Source organism: Bacillus luti (assembly GCF_001884105.1).
Taxonomy (GTDB): domain Bacteria; phylum Bacillota; class Bacilli; order Bacillales; family Bacillaceae_G; genus Bacillus_A; species Bacillus_A luti.
Genome location: NZ_MACI01000078.1, coordinates 21,193 through 36,261, shown reverse-complemented (window position 1 = coordinate 36,261; position 15,069 = coordinate 21,193). Strand labels below are relative to the sequence as shown.

18 protein-coding genes are annotated in these 15,069 nt (G+C 35.0%); 5 read left to right on the top strand and 13 right to left on the bottom strand.

The window, feature by feature from the left end; all coding sequences use genetic code 11:
- Nucleotides 1–10: 10 nt before the first annotated feature.
- On the bottom strand, nt 11–1,453 hold the full coding sequence (gene nhaC, locus BAQ48_RS18800) for a Na+/H+ antiporter NhaC (protein WP_071712338.1): 1,443 nt from the start codon (nt 1,451–1,453) through the stop codon (nt 11–13).
- 372 nt (nt 1,454–1,825) lie between these two features.
- Complete coding sequence (locus BAQ48_RS18795; RefSeq protein WP_071712337.1) at nt 1,826–2,656, bottom strand: PP2C family serine/threonine-protein phosphatase; 831 nt, start codon at nt 2,654–2,656, stop codon at nt 1,826–1,828.
- 126 nt (nt 2,657–2,782) lie between these two features.
- Here BAQ48_RS18795 and BAQ48_RS18790 point away from each other — a divergent pair, with 126 nt between their 5' ends.
- Genes BAQ48_RS18790 through BAQ48_RS18780 form a run of 3 tightly spaced genes read left to right on the top strand, consistent with a single transcriptional unit; the run spans nt 2,783 to nt 4,399 of the window.
- Nucleotides 2,783–3,193, top strand: a complete 411-nt coding sequence (locus BAQ48_RS18790) for a MarR family winged helix-turn-helix transcriptional regulator (protein ID WP_071712336.1) — start codon at nt 2,783–2,785, stop codon at nt 3,191–3,193.
- Nucleotides 3,177–3,506 carry a DUF3147 family protein gene (locus BAQ48_RS18785; protein WP_000545624.1) on the top strand — a complete coding sequence of 110 codons (330 nt, stop codon included), beginning with the start codon at nt 3,177–3,179 and terminating at the stop codon, nt 3,504–3,506. Before BAQ48_RS18790 ends, BAQ48_RS18785 begins: the two co-directional genes overlap by 17 nt.
- Nucleotides 3,467–4,399, top strand: coding sequence for an alpha/beta fold hydrolase (locus BAQ48_RS18780; RefSeq protein WP_071712335.1), 933 nt, complete (start codon nt 3,467–3,469; stop codon nt 4,397–4,399). Before BAQ48_RS18785 ends, BAQ48_RS18780 begins: the two co-directional genes overlap by 40 nt.
- A gap of 18 nt (nt 4,400–4,417) precedes the next feature.
- Here BAQ48_RS18780 and BAQ48_RS18775 read toward each other — a convergent pair whose 3' ends face one another.
- The 6 genes from BAQ48_RS18775 to BAQ48_RS18750 all read right to left on the bottom strand — a co-directional run bounded on the left by BAQ48_RS18775 (nt 4,418) and on the right by BAQ48_RS18750 (nt 7,899).
- Entirely contained in the window at nt 4,418–4,789 is a 372-nt protein-coding gene (locus tag BAQ48_RS18775; protein WP_000461774.1) for a hypothetical protein, read from the bottom strand.
- Nucleotides 4,790–4,877: 88 nt separating this feature from the next.
- Nucleotides 4,878–5,453: a histidine phosphatase family protein gene (locus BAQ48_RS18770; protein ID WP_071712334.1), complete on the bottom strand. Its 576-nt coding sequence runs from the start codon at nt 5,451–5,453 to the stop codon at nt 4,878–4,880.
- Between the two features lie 108 nt (nt 5,454–5,561).
- Entirely contained in the window at nt 5,562–6,662 is a 1,101-nt protein-coding gene (locus BAQ48_RS18765) for a serine hydrolase (RefSeq protein ID WP_071712333.1), read from the bottom strand.
- Between the two features lie 97 nt (nt 6,663–6,759).
- Nucleotides 6,760–7,395, bottom strand: coding sequence for a cupin domain-containing protein (locus BAQ48_RS18760; RefSeq protein ID WP_071712332.1), 636 nt, complete (start codon nt 7,393–7,395; stop codon nt 6,760–6,762).
- Between the two features lie 160 nt (nt 7,396–7,555).
- Complete coding sequence (locus BAQ48_RS18755) at nt 7,556–7,717, bottom strand: hypothetical protein (protein WP_016088490.1); 162 nt, start codon at nt 7,715–7,717, stop codon at nt 7,556–7,558.
- 65 nt (nt 7,718–7,782) lie between these two features.
- Nucleotides 7,783–7,899, bottom strand: coding sequence for a hypothetical protein (locus tag BAQ48_RS18750; protein ID WP_002011946.1), 117 nt, complete (start codon nt 7,897–7,899; stop codon nt 7,783–7,785).
- 40 nt (nt 7,900–7,939) lie between these two features.
- On the opposite strand from BAQ48_RS18750, the gene BAQ48_RS18745 reads away from it, so the two are divergent.
- Nucleotides 7,940–8,362 carry a YfmQ family protein gene (locus BAQ48_RS18745; protein ID WP_071712331.1) on the top strand — a complete coding sequence of 141 codons (423 nt, stop codon included), beginning with the start codon at nt 7,940–7,942 and terminating at the stop codon, nt 8,360–8,362.
- A 79-nt stretch (nt 8,363–8,441) separates the two neighbouring features.
- Here the strand turns inward: BAQ48_RS18745 and BAQ48_RS18740 are convergent, their stop codons facing one another.
- The 4 genes from BAQ48_RS18740 to BAQ48_RS18725 are packed head-to-tail and all read right to left on the bottom strand — an operon-like array spanning nt 8,442 to nt 13,379.
- Nucleotides 8,442–9,704, bottom strand: coding sequence for an MBL fold metallo-hydrolase (locus BAQ48_RS18740; protein WP_071712330.1), 1,263 nt, complete (start codon nt 9,702–9,704; stop codon nt 8,442–8,444).
- The gene (locus tag BAQ48_RS18735; RefSeq protein WP_071712329.1) at nt 9,701–11,371 is read right to left on the bottom strand and encodes an ABC transporter permease; all 1,671 of its coding nucleotides are present in this window, start codon (nt 11,369–11,371) and stop codon (nt 9,701–9,703) included. Before BAQ48_RS18735 ends, BAQ48_RS18740 begins: the two co-directional genes overlap by 4 nt.
- 12 nt (nt 11,372–11,383) lie before the next feature.
- Nucleotides 11,384–12,409: an ABC transporter substrate-binding protein gene (locus tag BAQ48_RS18730; protein WP_071712328.1), complete on the bottom strand. Its 1,026-nt coding sequence runs from the start codon at nt 12,407–12,409 to the stop codon at nt 11,384–11,386.
- Nucleotides 12,387–13,379 (bottom strand): ABC transporter ATP-binding protein, encoded by a 993-nt coding sequence (locus BAQ48_RS18725; RefSeq protein WP_071712327.1) that lies wholly within the window; start codon nt 13,377–13,379, stop codon nt 12,387–12,389. The genes BAQ48_RS18730 and BAQ48_RS18725 overlap by 23 nt, the downstream gene beginning before the upstream one ends.
- Before the next feature lie 162 nt (nt 13,380–13,541).
- Between BAQ48_RS18725 and BAQ48_RS18720 the strand changes: the two genes are divergently transcribed.
- Nucleotides 13,542–14,435, top strand: a complete 894-nt coding sequence (locus tag BAQ48_RS18720) for a LysR family transcriptional regulator (RefSeq protein WP_071712326.1) — start codon at nt 13,542–13,544, stop codon at nt 14,433–14,435.
- A 40-nt stretch (nt 14,436–14,475) separates the two neighbouring features.
- On the opposite strand, the gene BAQ48_RS18715 is transcribed toward BAQ48_RS18720, so the two are convergent.
- Nucleotides 14,476–15,000, bottom strand: a complete 525-nt coding sequence (locus BAQ48_RS18715; protein ID WP_071712325.1) for a DUF4398 domain-containing protein — start codon at nt 14,998–15,000, stop codon at nt 14,476–14,478.
- Between the last annotated feature and the right edge of the window lie 69 nt (nt 15,001–15,069).

The window sequence follows — 15,069 nt, the reverse complement described above, 5'->3', positions numbered from 1 at the left end:
GTGAATATCCTCAACTGATGTTTTCGTTTTCTGTATTATCATTTGAGGAACTATTGATTTTTTCAATCGTAAAACCTGTATACCCATAAATGATGGCTATGATAAATCCAAGATAACACATAATTGCCCATGGTAAATATTCAATAACCGGTACACCTAACGTACTGGACATATAGACACCTGCCATCGACCAAGGTACGAGCGAAACAACGATGGAACCGGAATCTTCTAACGTCCTTGATAAATTTTTCGGGTGTAGCCCCCTTTGTGCATAGGCGTCTTTGAACAATTCACCAGGAATTAATATCGCCAAATACGAACTTCCTGTCGTAATGGCCATTATGATGCAAGACAATACGGTCGTTAAAACTAAACTTCCTGTAGATTTCACTTTTTCATTGAGTTTCTCCAGTACAACTTCTAAACATCCGATTTTACTGATAACACCTGCAAACGCAAACGAACAAAAAGCAATCAAGGTCGTTTGCATCATCGAGTTCATTCCACCACGGTTTAAAAGTTTTTGCACTGCCTCAGGTGTTGCTGCGGGATCAAACCCACCTGCTGTTACCATGCTGACATTAAACCCTTGAACAGTAGCCAAAAAACCATTTTCCAGTGACATCGATTGCACAACCACCCCTAGTATGATAGCCGTAATAGACGAAATAATCATAATCGGAATGGTCGGATACTTTTTGATTGAACCGATAAGAACAATGAGAATAGGAACAATAAGCAGTACATTCCAGTGAAACATGGCCGTTAATGCGGATGTCATAGCCTCAATCTTCCCTTTGTCAAACGCATTACTTGTGTAAGTCGACTTACCGACAATAAAATAAACGACTAAGCCTATTAAAGAAGCCGGAATGGTCGTATACAACAGATGCCTAATATGCTCATAAAGATTACTTCCTGCTACTACAGGAGACAAATTCGTCGTATCCGAAAGAGGTGAAAGCTTGTCGCCGAAAAAGGCACCTGCGACAACTGCTCCTGCCGTGATTGGTAGCGATACACCTTGTACCATCGCAATCCCCATGATCGCTACCCCAACCGTCCCAGCAGACCCCCATGATGTCCCCGTAAAAGTAGAGATAAGAGCCGTCACTACAAAGGCTGTTACGAATAAATAGTTAGGATTGATCAACTCGATTCCATAAAAGACCATCATTGGAATGGTTCCAGAAAACATCCACGTTCCTATTAACATACCCACCGTAATCAAAATCAAAGTGGCCGACATGGACTTCGTAATTTTCTCGACGATTCCCTCTTGCATTTCTTCCCATGAAACCCCCAAAATTTTCCCGAGGACTGCAGCTACAATAACGGCAGTGATCAATAACGGTTCTATCTTCAAATGGAATACGCCATAGCCGATTCCCAATAAAAGTAGGATGGCGAAAATTGGAGCAGTAGCTTGCAAGAAGCTTGGTCTTCTTTTCATTTTTTCATTTCCTCCTTTTCCTTACATAAAAGATACGTGTTCATCAGCGCTTAATCGCTTACAATAATGACCTTGCAATTATCGTACCAACTTTTCCCCGTCGAAATAAACAGATTATTACGCCTTTTTAAGTCGTTAAATGATAAATCATCCCTTCAATAAAACGGTGCATTAAAGGGATAATAAACAAATTAAATACCATTAATACACCGTTAAAATACAGTGGGAATTAATTAGATCCATTCAAATTTATTTGTATCTTCCATGGAATCGATTTTTAACATAAATCAAGCCGATAAAATCGGGTTGATTCATGTTAAGAAAATCCTAGAATAAAAAAGAGTTCAAGGACAAAATCCCTTGAACTCTTTTTTATTCATTAGCGCATTGTTTATTTTCAGTGTCAATTGACCATCCAATAATTGTGGCACAATCTCTACCTTTCCACTGCAGTACATTTGTTAATACTGGCTCAATCTGCAAGCAACTTCCGTCGTGTAATATTTCTACTAAAGATTGATCATCATCAAACCTTCGTTGATCACACTCTAAAATACCGTCCGTTGCCATTACAATGTGATTCATTCCTTTTTCTAATCCTCTTACACCTGACGTAAAGCAAGGTGTATTTGCTGCAAAAATATTTTTCCTACCGATATATTCGTAATTCTTCCGTTTATTTAATCGCCCTTTACCATTCTTCGTTTTCTCAGAATGGAATAAATAAGCGAAACAATCACCAACTGATAGCCAATATAAAAATTCGCCTTTTCGTAAACAAATTAAGCAGGCAAGTTCCTCATCATCTTGATCACATTTTTCAATAAATAACTCATCTGTAAATAACGCTAATAAGTACATATGTGTATGGTGAAAAGCTAAATGTATCGGGTAAGAAAATAGCTCTTTTAGCTTCTCTTTTCTTTCCGAAATTGCTTCTATTATGTAATCTATATTTTTTGTTTTGTGGTGTGTATCAAAAATCATAACAAATTCAAATTGTAATTTCGGATCCCACCAAGCAAGTACTGCATCTCCTCGTTCATATGCATCACTCTCTTGATTTCCCCCATATACGCCGACTGAAAGAGGACCACATTTTTCAACATGTATTTCATCTACATACATCTGTTCATGACTCATCCATTTGAATGTATTCACAGCTATCATCCTCTCTCTTGCTAAATGTATACCTTTACACATAGATTACCTTATATTTCAATAAAAATAAACTTTTTCAACATTTTTTATCCAAATGAAAGGATTTTGATTCTTAATTAACGAATATATCTTATTATGCGACACAAAAAAACTGGGGGATTTATCATTATGAAAGACATCAATCAGCATTGGGAGGGTATTTATTATCACTTACGATATGAATATGAAGACAATCTTTCTCACCAAGCCATTCGTATTTTACAAATCGTTTCTCGTGAGAAAGATATAACAATTGGAAAAGTCGCTACTGAGCTTAGCCTTTCTCATAACACAGCTTCTGAACACGTCAAGCGCCTTATTCAAAAGGGTTTCATCGTTAAAGAAAGAAATAAACAAGATGAAAGAGTCGTAAATCTTACATTAACAAGAGAAGGAATTGAAGTATTAGAAAAGCATACTTTACTAGATAAAGAAAAGATAAAAATATTAGAATCACAGTTATCGAAAGAAGAGCAACAATTAATTGAAAAAGCCTTTTCCTTATTAGCGAAGGAGGCAAAGTATGCATTTCCTCGTTAAAGTAATCGTTTCGGCACTTATTATCGGCGTTATTACTGAAGTCGCTAAACATTATAGTGCGATAGGCGGCTTTATTGCTGCCCTTCCTCTCGTAAGTTTACTGAGCCTATTTTGGATTTCTTTCGAAGGCGGGAACAAACAAGAATTGAGTCAATTTGCTTTAGGTGTATTATATGGATTCCCTGCATCAGCACTACTATTATTTATCGTTTATATCGGTTTAAAAAACTCATTCGCACTTAGTACATCTGTCCTATTTGGTATCGGTGTTTGGTGCATCGCTTTCGCTTGTCAAAAATTATTTCAAGCTTAGGAGGAATTATTATTTATAAATTTGTAGAGATATTAGGCCAAAATATAGAAGTACATATAAAAGGAACTAATAAACAAACTGTAGTCATTCAGACCGGAATGACTTGCTCATTTTATGATTGGCTTCCTATTATAGAAAAGCTTTCGCAGCAATTTACAGTCGTTTCATACCATCGCCCAGGTTACGGAAAAAGTGAATTAGGAAATGATTCACGTACTACAAGACAAGCGACAAAAGAACTACATATGTTACTACAAAAACTGGATATTCACGAGCCTATCATTCTAATTGGTCATTCCTATGGAGGGTTATGCGCACAACATTTTGCGATGTTACATGAAGATAAGTTGCAAGCACTTATTTTAGTTGATTCCACTTCTATGAACTTACACCGATTAGATGAACTTCATTTACCAATTTCTGATCAAACGGATTCTGATGATATGTGGCTTCAAAAATATAATACGTACTCCAAAATGGATGTAGACACACTTTATAATGAACTAAAGCCTATGCTCGGCGATCAATCAAGACAACAAATTGAATTTCTCACTTCTCCTTCATTATATAAAGCGACAGCTTCTGAACTATTGGAATGGAAAAAATGTGCTCTTTCACTAAAAGAGCTATATAAAACATTAGAAATACCATTAATCGTTATCGGTAGAGATCCTAAATATTCTATTACTCAGTTGACTGAGAATAACATGCCAAAAGAGGAAGCCAAACAACTTGAATCAATGTGGCAAGAACTGATTCATGAACAATTACACCTTTCAATCCATAGCCAATACATACTTGCCGAACATGCTGGTCACGGAATAGAAAATGATCGACCAGATATTATTATTGAAGCGGCTCATTCCCTAAGAATAAAAAAAGGAAGCAACTAAAGCTGCTTCCTTACTTATCTATTCATAATCTTCTTCATCATCGATTTCTTCATAATACGAATTCCCATTACTTACATATATAGGACCATTCGCAACATCAATACGTAGTACCCATGCCCATGGCACAGCTAAACGTTTATGTATTGCTCGCCAAAAGCTCATTGATTTTCTTTCGTACTCCTGGAACTCCTGAAGTAACTCTTTATAGGAGGAACCGTCTAACTGAACATTTGCTTCTAATAAACGAGAATGGGCATAGTATTGCAGCTCTAGTTCAGCAGCAATTTCCATTTCTTCTTCCGTTGCCATACCTATAATTGTTCCATCTACTGGTGCAATTTCATATACGTTGTGAACTTCAATAAGCCCTTCTTTCTCTTTCTCAAACATGTAAACAGCCTCCTTTAACATATATTTTTTTGTTACAAAGTCATACTTCTACAATAACTTCTCTCTTTCCTCTTTTTTTGATAAACTTTTACAAATTATTTATCTGATGACCCGTATTCTCTATCCTTTCGGCAGAAACTAAATCTTCATTATGAAAATTCAACTTAAATATATCGGGCATACGAAGTGTTTTCCAAAATCGAAAATCATATTTTGAATTAAAATAATTCATGAGTAATACCATAATATTTCCATGAGTTCCTATTACAATATTCTTATCTTCATATTTTTTTAATATATTTTGCATGCATATTACAGCACGCCTTTGCGCTACATCATTCGATTCTCCGCCTTCGTATGCAAAATCCCAATCTTCCCACACCTTTTGGACCGCATCATTAAAATCTGTTACTAGCTCTTTACTTAATAATCTTTCCCGTAAATTTTCCTCTATTTGTATCGATACATTATATGTATTTGCAATTCCTTGGACAGTTTGAATCGCCCTTTTATACGGACTAGAAATCACAACATCAATATGCTCATCTTTTAATAAGCGTGTTACATTCTCTGCATCTAATTGCCCTTTTTCAGATAGCGGACGCTCCCTTTCATCTTGTGTATATGTAGAGTGGGCGTGACGAACGAAATATATTGTAGTCATGATTCAACTTCCTTTCTTATTTTCAATCTATATTCAATAATAAGATTGGAAAATCCTGTATTAAAAAAGAGCACTTTTCATAAGTGCCCTTTTGTTTACATAATAAAATTATTTCATTATAATTTTCCTTCTAAACTCTTCATCTGTTATAGCATCTTGAATAAAATAATCGATATTATTTCTCAGTTTTTGGTATGCAACTTGATCTTCTATATCGTTAAACATAATGACAACCTCTACCTTATTCCCCTTTTTATCTGTATTATACAAACTTTTTGTCAATACGAATGCGGTAGAGCCGCCTTTTTGACCAGCAAATTCTAACTTACTATTATCAACTGTTCCTTTGAAAATATTCTCGATTTCTTCTTGCATTGATTTTGGAAAATAATTTCTACTATTTATCTTTTCCATTATACTCATATAATCTTTAGCATTTGCACTCACTAATCGATCTGACCAAATACGTTGGAATTCCATATCTACTTTTAATGGAATATCCCGCTTTTTCCATTCTTCTTCATCTTTCATCCATTCCTGTATTTGTAACACATGTTTATCATATTCATCTTTTGACATGTTACGTAACGTTTTTAATGACTGATTTTCTGGCACATGAAGTTCTTTTTCTACGTATCCTCTCATATATAGTGCAGCCGTATAAGACGTAAACTTATCATGACTAGTAAGCTCTAACTCTTTTATACTTTCATTTACTCTTTCTATTCCAAGCTTTTCTAACAAATATGTTGTATTTGCATTAGAACTATAATGAATCATTCCTTTAGCGACTTCTTCTAAAGCGATTTGTCCATTTTTCACTAACTCTCTAGTTTCGGCGTCTTCTAACCAGGCAGGATGTGCTCCACCATCAGTGTTTTTAACGTAATACTTTTCTAATTCATGCAATGAAATTTGTTCATCTCGGCTTATCTTTCCTTCTGACACTTGCTTAGCAAACTCAACTGCTATTACGATTTTTGCCGTACTCGCTAATGGCAATTTTACATTTTCATTTATAGATGCTAATACTTCCCCATTTTTTCTAATCAGTAATGAACAGGTTTTATCACCTTTATGTTCTTTTATGTACTTTAATACGTAATTAGGATCTTCTTTTGACAAATAGTACTTCATAATTGCAAAGAAAGCTATAACAGCTACTATAACCACTCCTGCAACAATTCCAATAATCTTTACTATATTCACAATATGCCCCCTAACAAAATTTCTTCTACATACTAATTATACTGAACTAAATTACAAAATTATACAAAATAGAGTAACTCTTCCTAAAAAGAAAGCATTACTCTATTTCACACGAAGTTATTTGTCCATTTAACGTAACTACTATATTCGAGTCATTAGTCTGCTTGTCACTTTTAGAACGATTTAGTGTGGGTGGTCCAATTACAACCGACTCTTTAATTGGTGAAAAGTCCTTCAATAGTTTCTCTGCACTTACACCATATGCAGCTTGAAATACTTCTGGGGGTGTCAATCTTAGTACGTCCGATCCTTCTGCTGTTTCAAACTGATCGTTATTGAAAAACAAATGTAATTGTACTTCTTCTGTTACTGCTGTAATCCAATGCCACCAACCCATTGGAATGAAAACCGTTTGTCCAGGCTTTATATGATAATTTTGCAATTGATTCGTTTCCGGATTTAAAATGGATGTAACTGCTTCCCCTGATACAACAACGTCTAGCTCCCACGCATTCGGATGCCAATGTGGTTCTCGCATATGCCCTTTTGTCATAAATAAATCAACAAAGGCTCCTCCTATCATCGCCGGTAACTGCGTTGAAGTGACTTCATATGCAACGTTTTTCTCATCTCTTTTAAAAAAGACATTTTTTCTCGAATCAAAGAAAAGGTTTGGAGTTCCTGAGCCTTTCTTTAAATTTTTATTATCTGTAACATAACCTGAATTACTCATTCTATCCCTCTTTTCCGCTCCGAACATTTCTGTTTTCACACTGTATCGTATGGGGGAAATTCATAAATGTGCCTATCATTCACATAACAAAAAAACATGCTTCATAACGAGAGCATGTTTTGTGAATCATTTCACATTTTTAAATTAAAAAATGACTGTTTTACTTACCATGATGTAACATTAAATCACTTAGTTCTTCTTCAATGTGATTTAATTTCGCAACGCATTCTTTCCATTTATGAATATAACGTGAAACCCCAACGAAAAATAAAACGATAATTGTAGAAAGAATAATACCATACACGATTGCTACAGTACTCATAGTTACACTTCCTTATAATTAGTAATGTTGTTATTAGTTATGTTTTTATTATAAACCTTTTTCTTTTAAAATACTTCGATTTCAACTTTTTGTAACAAAATTGATTTTTCTAATATTTCATTCGTGAAAATGGCATATTTTTCACAAATTATACAAAACTTCACCATATGTACTATTACCATATGAGTTATATTATTAAATAGAATAAAGGGGATGATTACTATGACGACTTGGTTTATTGTAATGTTAGTTGTATTTGGGGCATTTAAAATTATCGTTTCTAGCCTTCCGAACTCTGTTATTGAGTCCATTATTAGCAAGTACGAAACACACCCACAACTTGAGGAAGAGAATGTAACTGTTACAATTAATGGAAATACCTTAGAAGGCGAAATGAAATCCAAAATCATTCATGATTTTAACGAAGGTTTATTTTTAGATCGCTATTATGCGCCACCACACAATGAAGGTACTCCTTTAATTATTAACGCAAAACGCGGCAAAAAAGATTTTACATTTTATATTTATAGCCACGAAGAGCATGTTGATGTTGTCAAGCAACATAAAAAGAAAGTAGTTGCTTATAGTTTACGCTCTAAAAACCTTCAAAATAGTGATATGTTCGTGTCTGCTGATTTAGCTTAATACTTATGGTTTTCACATACCGAAAAGGAATCCATGAACAGATGGATTCCTTCTATCCTATACCAATCTCCGTTACATTTTAAATTACTTCTATACTTTCCATTGCAAGTGAATATACATTTTCATATCCGGCTGTACTGAGCTTTTTCTGCAATCGATCCGTATCCTCTTTCAGTGCGTGTACTAACACCGTATGTTCTGGTAATAATGCATGTAACATCTCTTTAACATCACTAATGCTTTGATGAACCTTATATGGGACTTGCTCCACCCTACATTCTCTATTCACACGTTCTTTCATCACCTTTTCTGCAAAGCTCCCTTTCGCAATATGTCCAGTAAAGATAATAGCATTTCGCTTTTCATGTCGGAGTTGTTCATAATACAACTGCGTTCGTTCCATTTGCATATTCGCATCACTCATTACAACTATTCCATAACTATTTTGCATGCACATGTCATAATCCATAACTATTATGTTTCTTTTTAAATTCTCTATCATCCATTCAAATTCTTCACTATTTTTTATCCATTCTTTATATACGAACATCTCTTCAAATCCATCCAAAATTTCTTGATCTACTATAATGGGAAGTTCTTTATATTTTTTATATAAATACAATACGATATCTTGCGCCCTACCAAGCGGGGGCAACGGTAGTAACACTATTCCTTTATGTTTCGCAACTCGTTCAACTTCTGCACATAGTTCGTCTATTCGTTCATTTTGCGAAACATCATCAGTGTGATAAGCGGCATCTACGATTGCAATTTTTATATCGTGGTGCAATTTCTCAGGTAAATTAGCTCGTAGTATATTAGACTCCGCTGAATAATCGCCAGAATAAAATACGTATGTATTACACATATCCACTAAAAACCAAACAGCTCCTAATACATGCCCACTATACCCCCATTGAAACCGCAATGTAGGAGTAATCTGTATCCATTCATTTGGATTGCTAATCTCATCAATACATACATAGTTTAAATCATTAATATTTTGTTCGTTATAAGGTAATTTCCACCCTTTCGTCAGATTGTAGCTTCTCCATTTTTCAAAATAAACTGGCAGTTGTTCCTTCGTATAACGAGTCGTCCAAATTGTTTTCTTATATCCATACTTCGCTAATAAAGGTACCCCCATCGTATGATCTTCATGAATATGCGATAAAAATACCGCATCCAAAAACGGAACAGCTTCCCGCACAATTGTTGGATAACTATCCTCGTATGATCGATTAATACCACAGTCAAATAATATTTTCGTTTCTTTATTTTTAACGAAATAGCAGGAACGACCGTATTCTCCCGCTCCTCCCCATACTTCCACCCTCATCATGCTACCTCTTTTCGTTTTTGCTCCATATGCTGCAGAAGTAATAAGCACATTGTTGTAAGTCCGACAGAAACAACAGCCATCGCCATTCCTATCGACACTTCTCCTTGTTCAAATTGAGAAAAAATAAACGTTGCTGACGTTTCTACCGATGGAGGTAGTACGAGAAGCGATGCTACTAACTCTCTTATCGAAATCGTAAATGTCATCGCCCACCCAGCAAGAATGCCTGGGATAATAAGAGGTAATATTATTTTTCTAAAAATGTAAATATAATTTCCAGAAAAAATACTTCCTGCCAGTACAAGGGAATCATCAATTTGTCCGAGTGATGCTTTTACATATTGCACCGTATAAGGTAGAAAAAGAACAACATACGTTACGATAACCATGACTGGTGTGTTGTAAATCGACAGAGGCATATATGGTGAATTCCAAAATAAAATAAGGCCTACAACCATCACTATTCCTGGGACCATATTCGGTAATATACCGCACATATCAAGCCATTTTTCAGAGGAATTTTTCCCCTTCCGAATCATAATCGCCAAAAACACTCCAATAATTACAGCGACAATTGCTGTTACAAGCGAAAACAGAAAACTATTCCATAAGGCTTCTAACCCTGGAGAACCTATTGTAAACAATGCTTCATAATGGCTTGTTGTGAAATTATTAAGATGTAAGCCGCCCCCTCTTAATTTTGACAAAGAAGCAATAAGTATAGAAAAATATGGGATTCCAATTGATACGATTAATAAACCAATTACATAAATCCATGCTACAAAGCGTGTAAATATAGACAAAGTATATCTTTTGGATTTCACACCTTTTCCATTTACCATTGCATATGAATATTTTCGATTCAATACATTTTGCATATACCAAATGAGCATACATGCACTAAGTAATAAAGAAGACAATGCTGTTGCACTACTAAAATCAATTGGCCAACTCGAAATAAATTTATGAATCTCTGATGTTAATACATGAAATCCAATTCTTCGTCCGAATGTAGCCGGTGTTCCAAATTCAGCGATCGTCTTTACGAAAATGAGTAAAGCCCCCATTACATAACTTGATACTAGTAACGGCAATATTATTTTTCTTAAACGATAGAAGAAGCTTCCGCCATGAACCGCTGCTGCCTCTTCTTTACTACTCCCAATCTGAAGTAACGTGTTTTTCAACATGAAATAAAGGAATGGGAATAAATGCAGACTCATAATTAAAACCATACCTCCTAAGCTAAAAAACGAAGATGAAATCGTCTTTAGCATCGGAAAAAACTGTTCGAAATAGCCGTTAGGTTGCATAAACAAAATCCAACCCATCGAGCCAATATACGGCGGTGTCATAAATGGAATCATAAAAACAACATCTAACTTACTATACTTTCCAACGTCTGTTTTGCTCATAATGAACGCCAATGGAAATGCAAATATAGTAGCCCCGATTACAACGAGTACGCCTAGAAGCATCGAATTTAGAAAAATCCCAGCTAATCCACCACTCTGCATCACTTCAAAAGGCTTTAAAAAATTCCAACTACTATTTTCATACACACTAGAAAATAAAATGAGAAAAAGCGGAATGACGATTAACATCGCCACAAGTAACAACGCTACCGCCATTCCAACTTGTCTTACTAACCCAAATCGATTTACCATGTAATCACCATCTTATTGAAATACTTTTTTAAATTGTTTTCCTATTTCATCTTGTTCTTTCTCAACTGTTTTCCAATCAACATTTAATACTGGAATTTCTTCTACATTTGGTCTATTTTCAGCTTTTATATCTGTTCTACCAGGCAATAAATATGCTTTAGAAATTTGTTTTTGTACATCATCTGATAATAAATAATCAATAAACTCTTTTGCACCTTCTACATTTTTACTATCTTTCATAATGCCTGCTGCGCGTGGGCTAATAACAGTTCCGCTTTTTGGATATACGATATCAACTGGTTCACCCTTTGCTTTTGCACTGTACGTCATATAATCAACACCCGCAATGACCATATCTTTTGCACCTGTTACTACTGGGTCTAACGCTTCTTGATTCGCCCCTGCTACTGTAACTTCATTTTTCTTAAGCTGTTCAAATAAATTCCATCCATCTTGTCCATTCTTTTTCACGTACCCTGTTACAAAGTCTAAAGCTGAACCTGAAAGTGCTGGATCTGGAAGATTCACTTTCCCCTTCCATTCTCCTTTTGTTATATCGCTCCAATCTTCAGGTGCTGTCTTCACATTTTTTGTGTTGTACACAATTCCTAATGCTGAAGCACTATACCCGAAATAATGTCCTTTATCATCCGACCATTCTGTGCGAAGCTTATCAGCTTGTTTCGCCTCTTTATAAGCTAGCGTTTGACCATCTTTCTTTAAGCCCTCCATCGCCGGTAATGAGGCAAGTACGACAACGTCAACGACTGGATTTTTCTTTTCAGCTTCCATCCTCGCTAAAATCTTACCTGTTGTTCCTTGAAACATTTCCACTTTTATACCCGTTTTCTTTTCAAAATCCTTTTGAATGTTTTCTGCTAATCCTTTTGGCCCTGCACTATAAACAACAATTTTCTTTTCATTCTTATTTTTACTTTTTGCATCTGCACTACCTGTCTTCGAACTACATCCTGTTACTACTGCCGAAAATAGTAAAGTGCATACAAATAAAGATTTAAGCGAACTGAATTTCTTCATACAATTCTCCCCCTATATGATAGATACAATTTTTTGGTACATATAATGATACCGTTTTACCGATGCTTAGCTTACTATTGTGATAAGTTGTCCATACACCTAATGGTCCCATGTTTACCTTCACTTCATAACGCTCTCCTACATATGTAACGTGCTGAATTTCACCTGTATACCTTTCGCCCCCGTCATTTTTTATCCAGCTCACATGCTCAGGACGAATCATTTTTTCACCCTCTACAAGCCAATTTGCCTTGCCAACAAACTTCGCAACAAATTCATGAGACGGTTTCATATAAATGTCTTCTGGTGTTCCTTTTTGTAATACTTCTCCTTGTTTCATGACAATAATTTGATCTGACATTGACATAGCTTCTGTTTGATCATGTGTTACATACAATGCCGTTAAACCGATGGAATGAACAATATCCATAAGCTCTAATCTCATTTCTTCGCGCAAAATTGCATCAAGTGCACTTAGCGGTTCATCGAACAAAATAAAATGAGGTGTAGTTACAATTGCCCTAGCAAATGCGACACGTTGTTGCTGTCCACCAGAGAGTTCATGTGGATATCTTTTTTCCATCCCTTGCAAGCGGACTCGCTTTATTGCATCTTCTACCTTCTCCCGTAAATGATTCGTTTGTTTTGTAGCCCTTAAACCAAATGCAACATTTTCAAAAACAGTCATATGTGGCCATAATGCAAAATCTTGAAATACCATACCGATATTACGTTCATGAGGAGATGTTTTTATTCTTTTTGCACCAGAATACATGCACTTATCTCCAAAATATATTTCACCTTTATCTGGTTCTTCCAGTCCTGCTATCATTCTGAGCAAAGTCGTTTTCCCACATCCCGAAGGTCCTAAAAGTGTGGTGAATTCCCCTTTTTTCATTACAATCTGCAACGGCTTTAGCGCTTGTGTTTTTCCAAATGTCTTTTCTAATCCATTAATTTTAATATCCATCGTTTCACCTCTTTCCCCTCATTCTTAACCTGCTTTCATTCTATCTGGAAGATTTATACTGAATGTTAATGTACTGTAAAGATTAAATTAAAAAAGTTCTAATAAACTATTTATTTCTATAGATTTTTTCTATAGTTAAAATAAAAAAGGCGGCAACTCATAATGAATCTCTTAAAATTAGAAATTGTAGTGCTTATTAAGAAATACAAAAAGCTTACGATTGTTGCAGAAAAACTTGGCGTTAAACAACCTACTATTACATTTCATATAAAAAGCTTAGAAGAGGAACTCGGTGTATCTTTATTCGAATTACGTTCTGGAAGGTATTTTTTAACAGAGGCTGGCGAGGCATTGCATCATTATGCATGTAAAATAGATGCACTTATGAAGGAAGCTAGGCGCGTCACACAAGAGTTTAAAGATTTTAATAAAGGCGCTATAACGATTGGCGCTAGTTATGTACCAGCTACTTATCTTTTGCCAGAAGTTGTTCACCAATTCCAATGCGAATTTCCTAATATAAAAATAACTCTACTGGTCAAAACAGCTCCTGAAATTCGAACAATGCTACAAAATCATGAGATTGATCTCGGGGTAATTTCTGCGGCACCGTTTGATGAACCACTTTTAAAACAAACGAAAATAATACCTGATACACTTGTTCTCGCTTTTTCTAAAAAGCATCATTTTTCAAAAAAGGAAAATGTATCATTACAAGATATCAAAAAGGAACGTATATTATTGCATCGTAATCCATCTACAACGAGAGACTTACTTACACAATGGACGTTAGCACATAACATTACATTCCAATCTGAAATTGAATTAGATTCATTAGAAACAATGAAACAAATTTTAAAATATGGTAATGGTGTTGCCTTTATTTCTAAACTTGCTATCGAACAAGAAGTACAACGAAATGACCTATGCTATATACCAATCCCAGAATTTGAATTTCAGCGTAATATTTACACCATTCATCATGAAGACAGGTGGAATTCTAAAATAATTTCTTTTTTACTACAGAGCATCAATTCTTTTGCATCCCAAAATTAAAAGGCTGTCGTTATTCACGACAGCCTTTTAAACTATAACTCTATTTATTTTTCTTTTCCTCAATTTTGGCTTGCGCCTCTTCAGCCTTATCTAATGCTTCTGAAACTTTTTTCTCTTTTTCTTTCACGTCATCTATACTATCTACAGCTTTAATAAGTTTATCGATTCCTGCTTCTTCTACCTTTTTCCTTTTTGCCACTCTTTCATTTACTTTCTTTTCCACATCTTTTGCTTTTTGAAGCATATCCTCGGCATTTGATGTTACAGCTTTTTCAAGTGCATCGTCTTTTTTCTTTTGTAACACTTCATTTGCAATGTCTTTCGCTTCTAAATACTTACCGTCTCTTAATGCTGTTGCTCCGTGATCCATGATCTCGGCAACTTCTTTATATGATTTCGCTTCATTTCCTGATTTCTCTTTTTCTGCTTTTTCAAACCACATTGTTGCATCACTATATTTTTTATTTTTCAATGATTGCATACCTGTTTCAATATACGTGTCATAATTGCTACATCCAGTCATTACGACTAACAGAAAAAGCATAACAAAACTTATTTTTTTCATGATGTTGTCTCCTTTTCTTTGCCTGCTCACTTTACTGTAACATACATGAAAAAGAGTTTCAAAAACTAA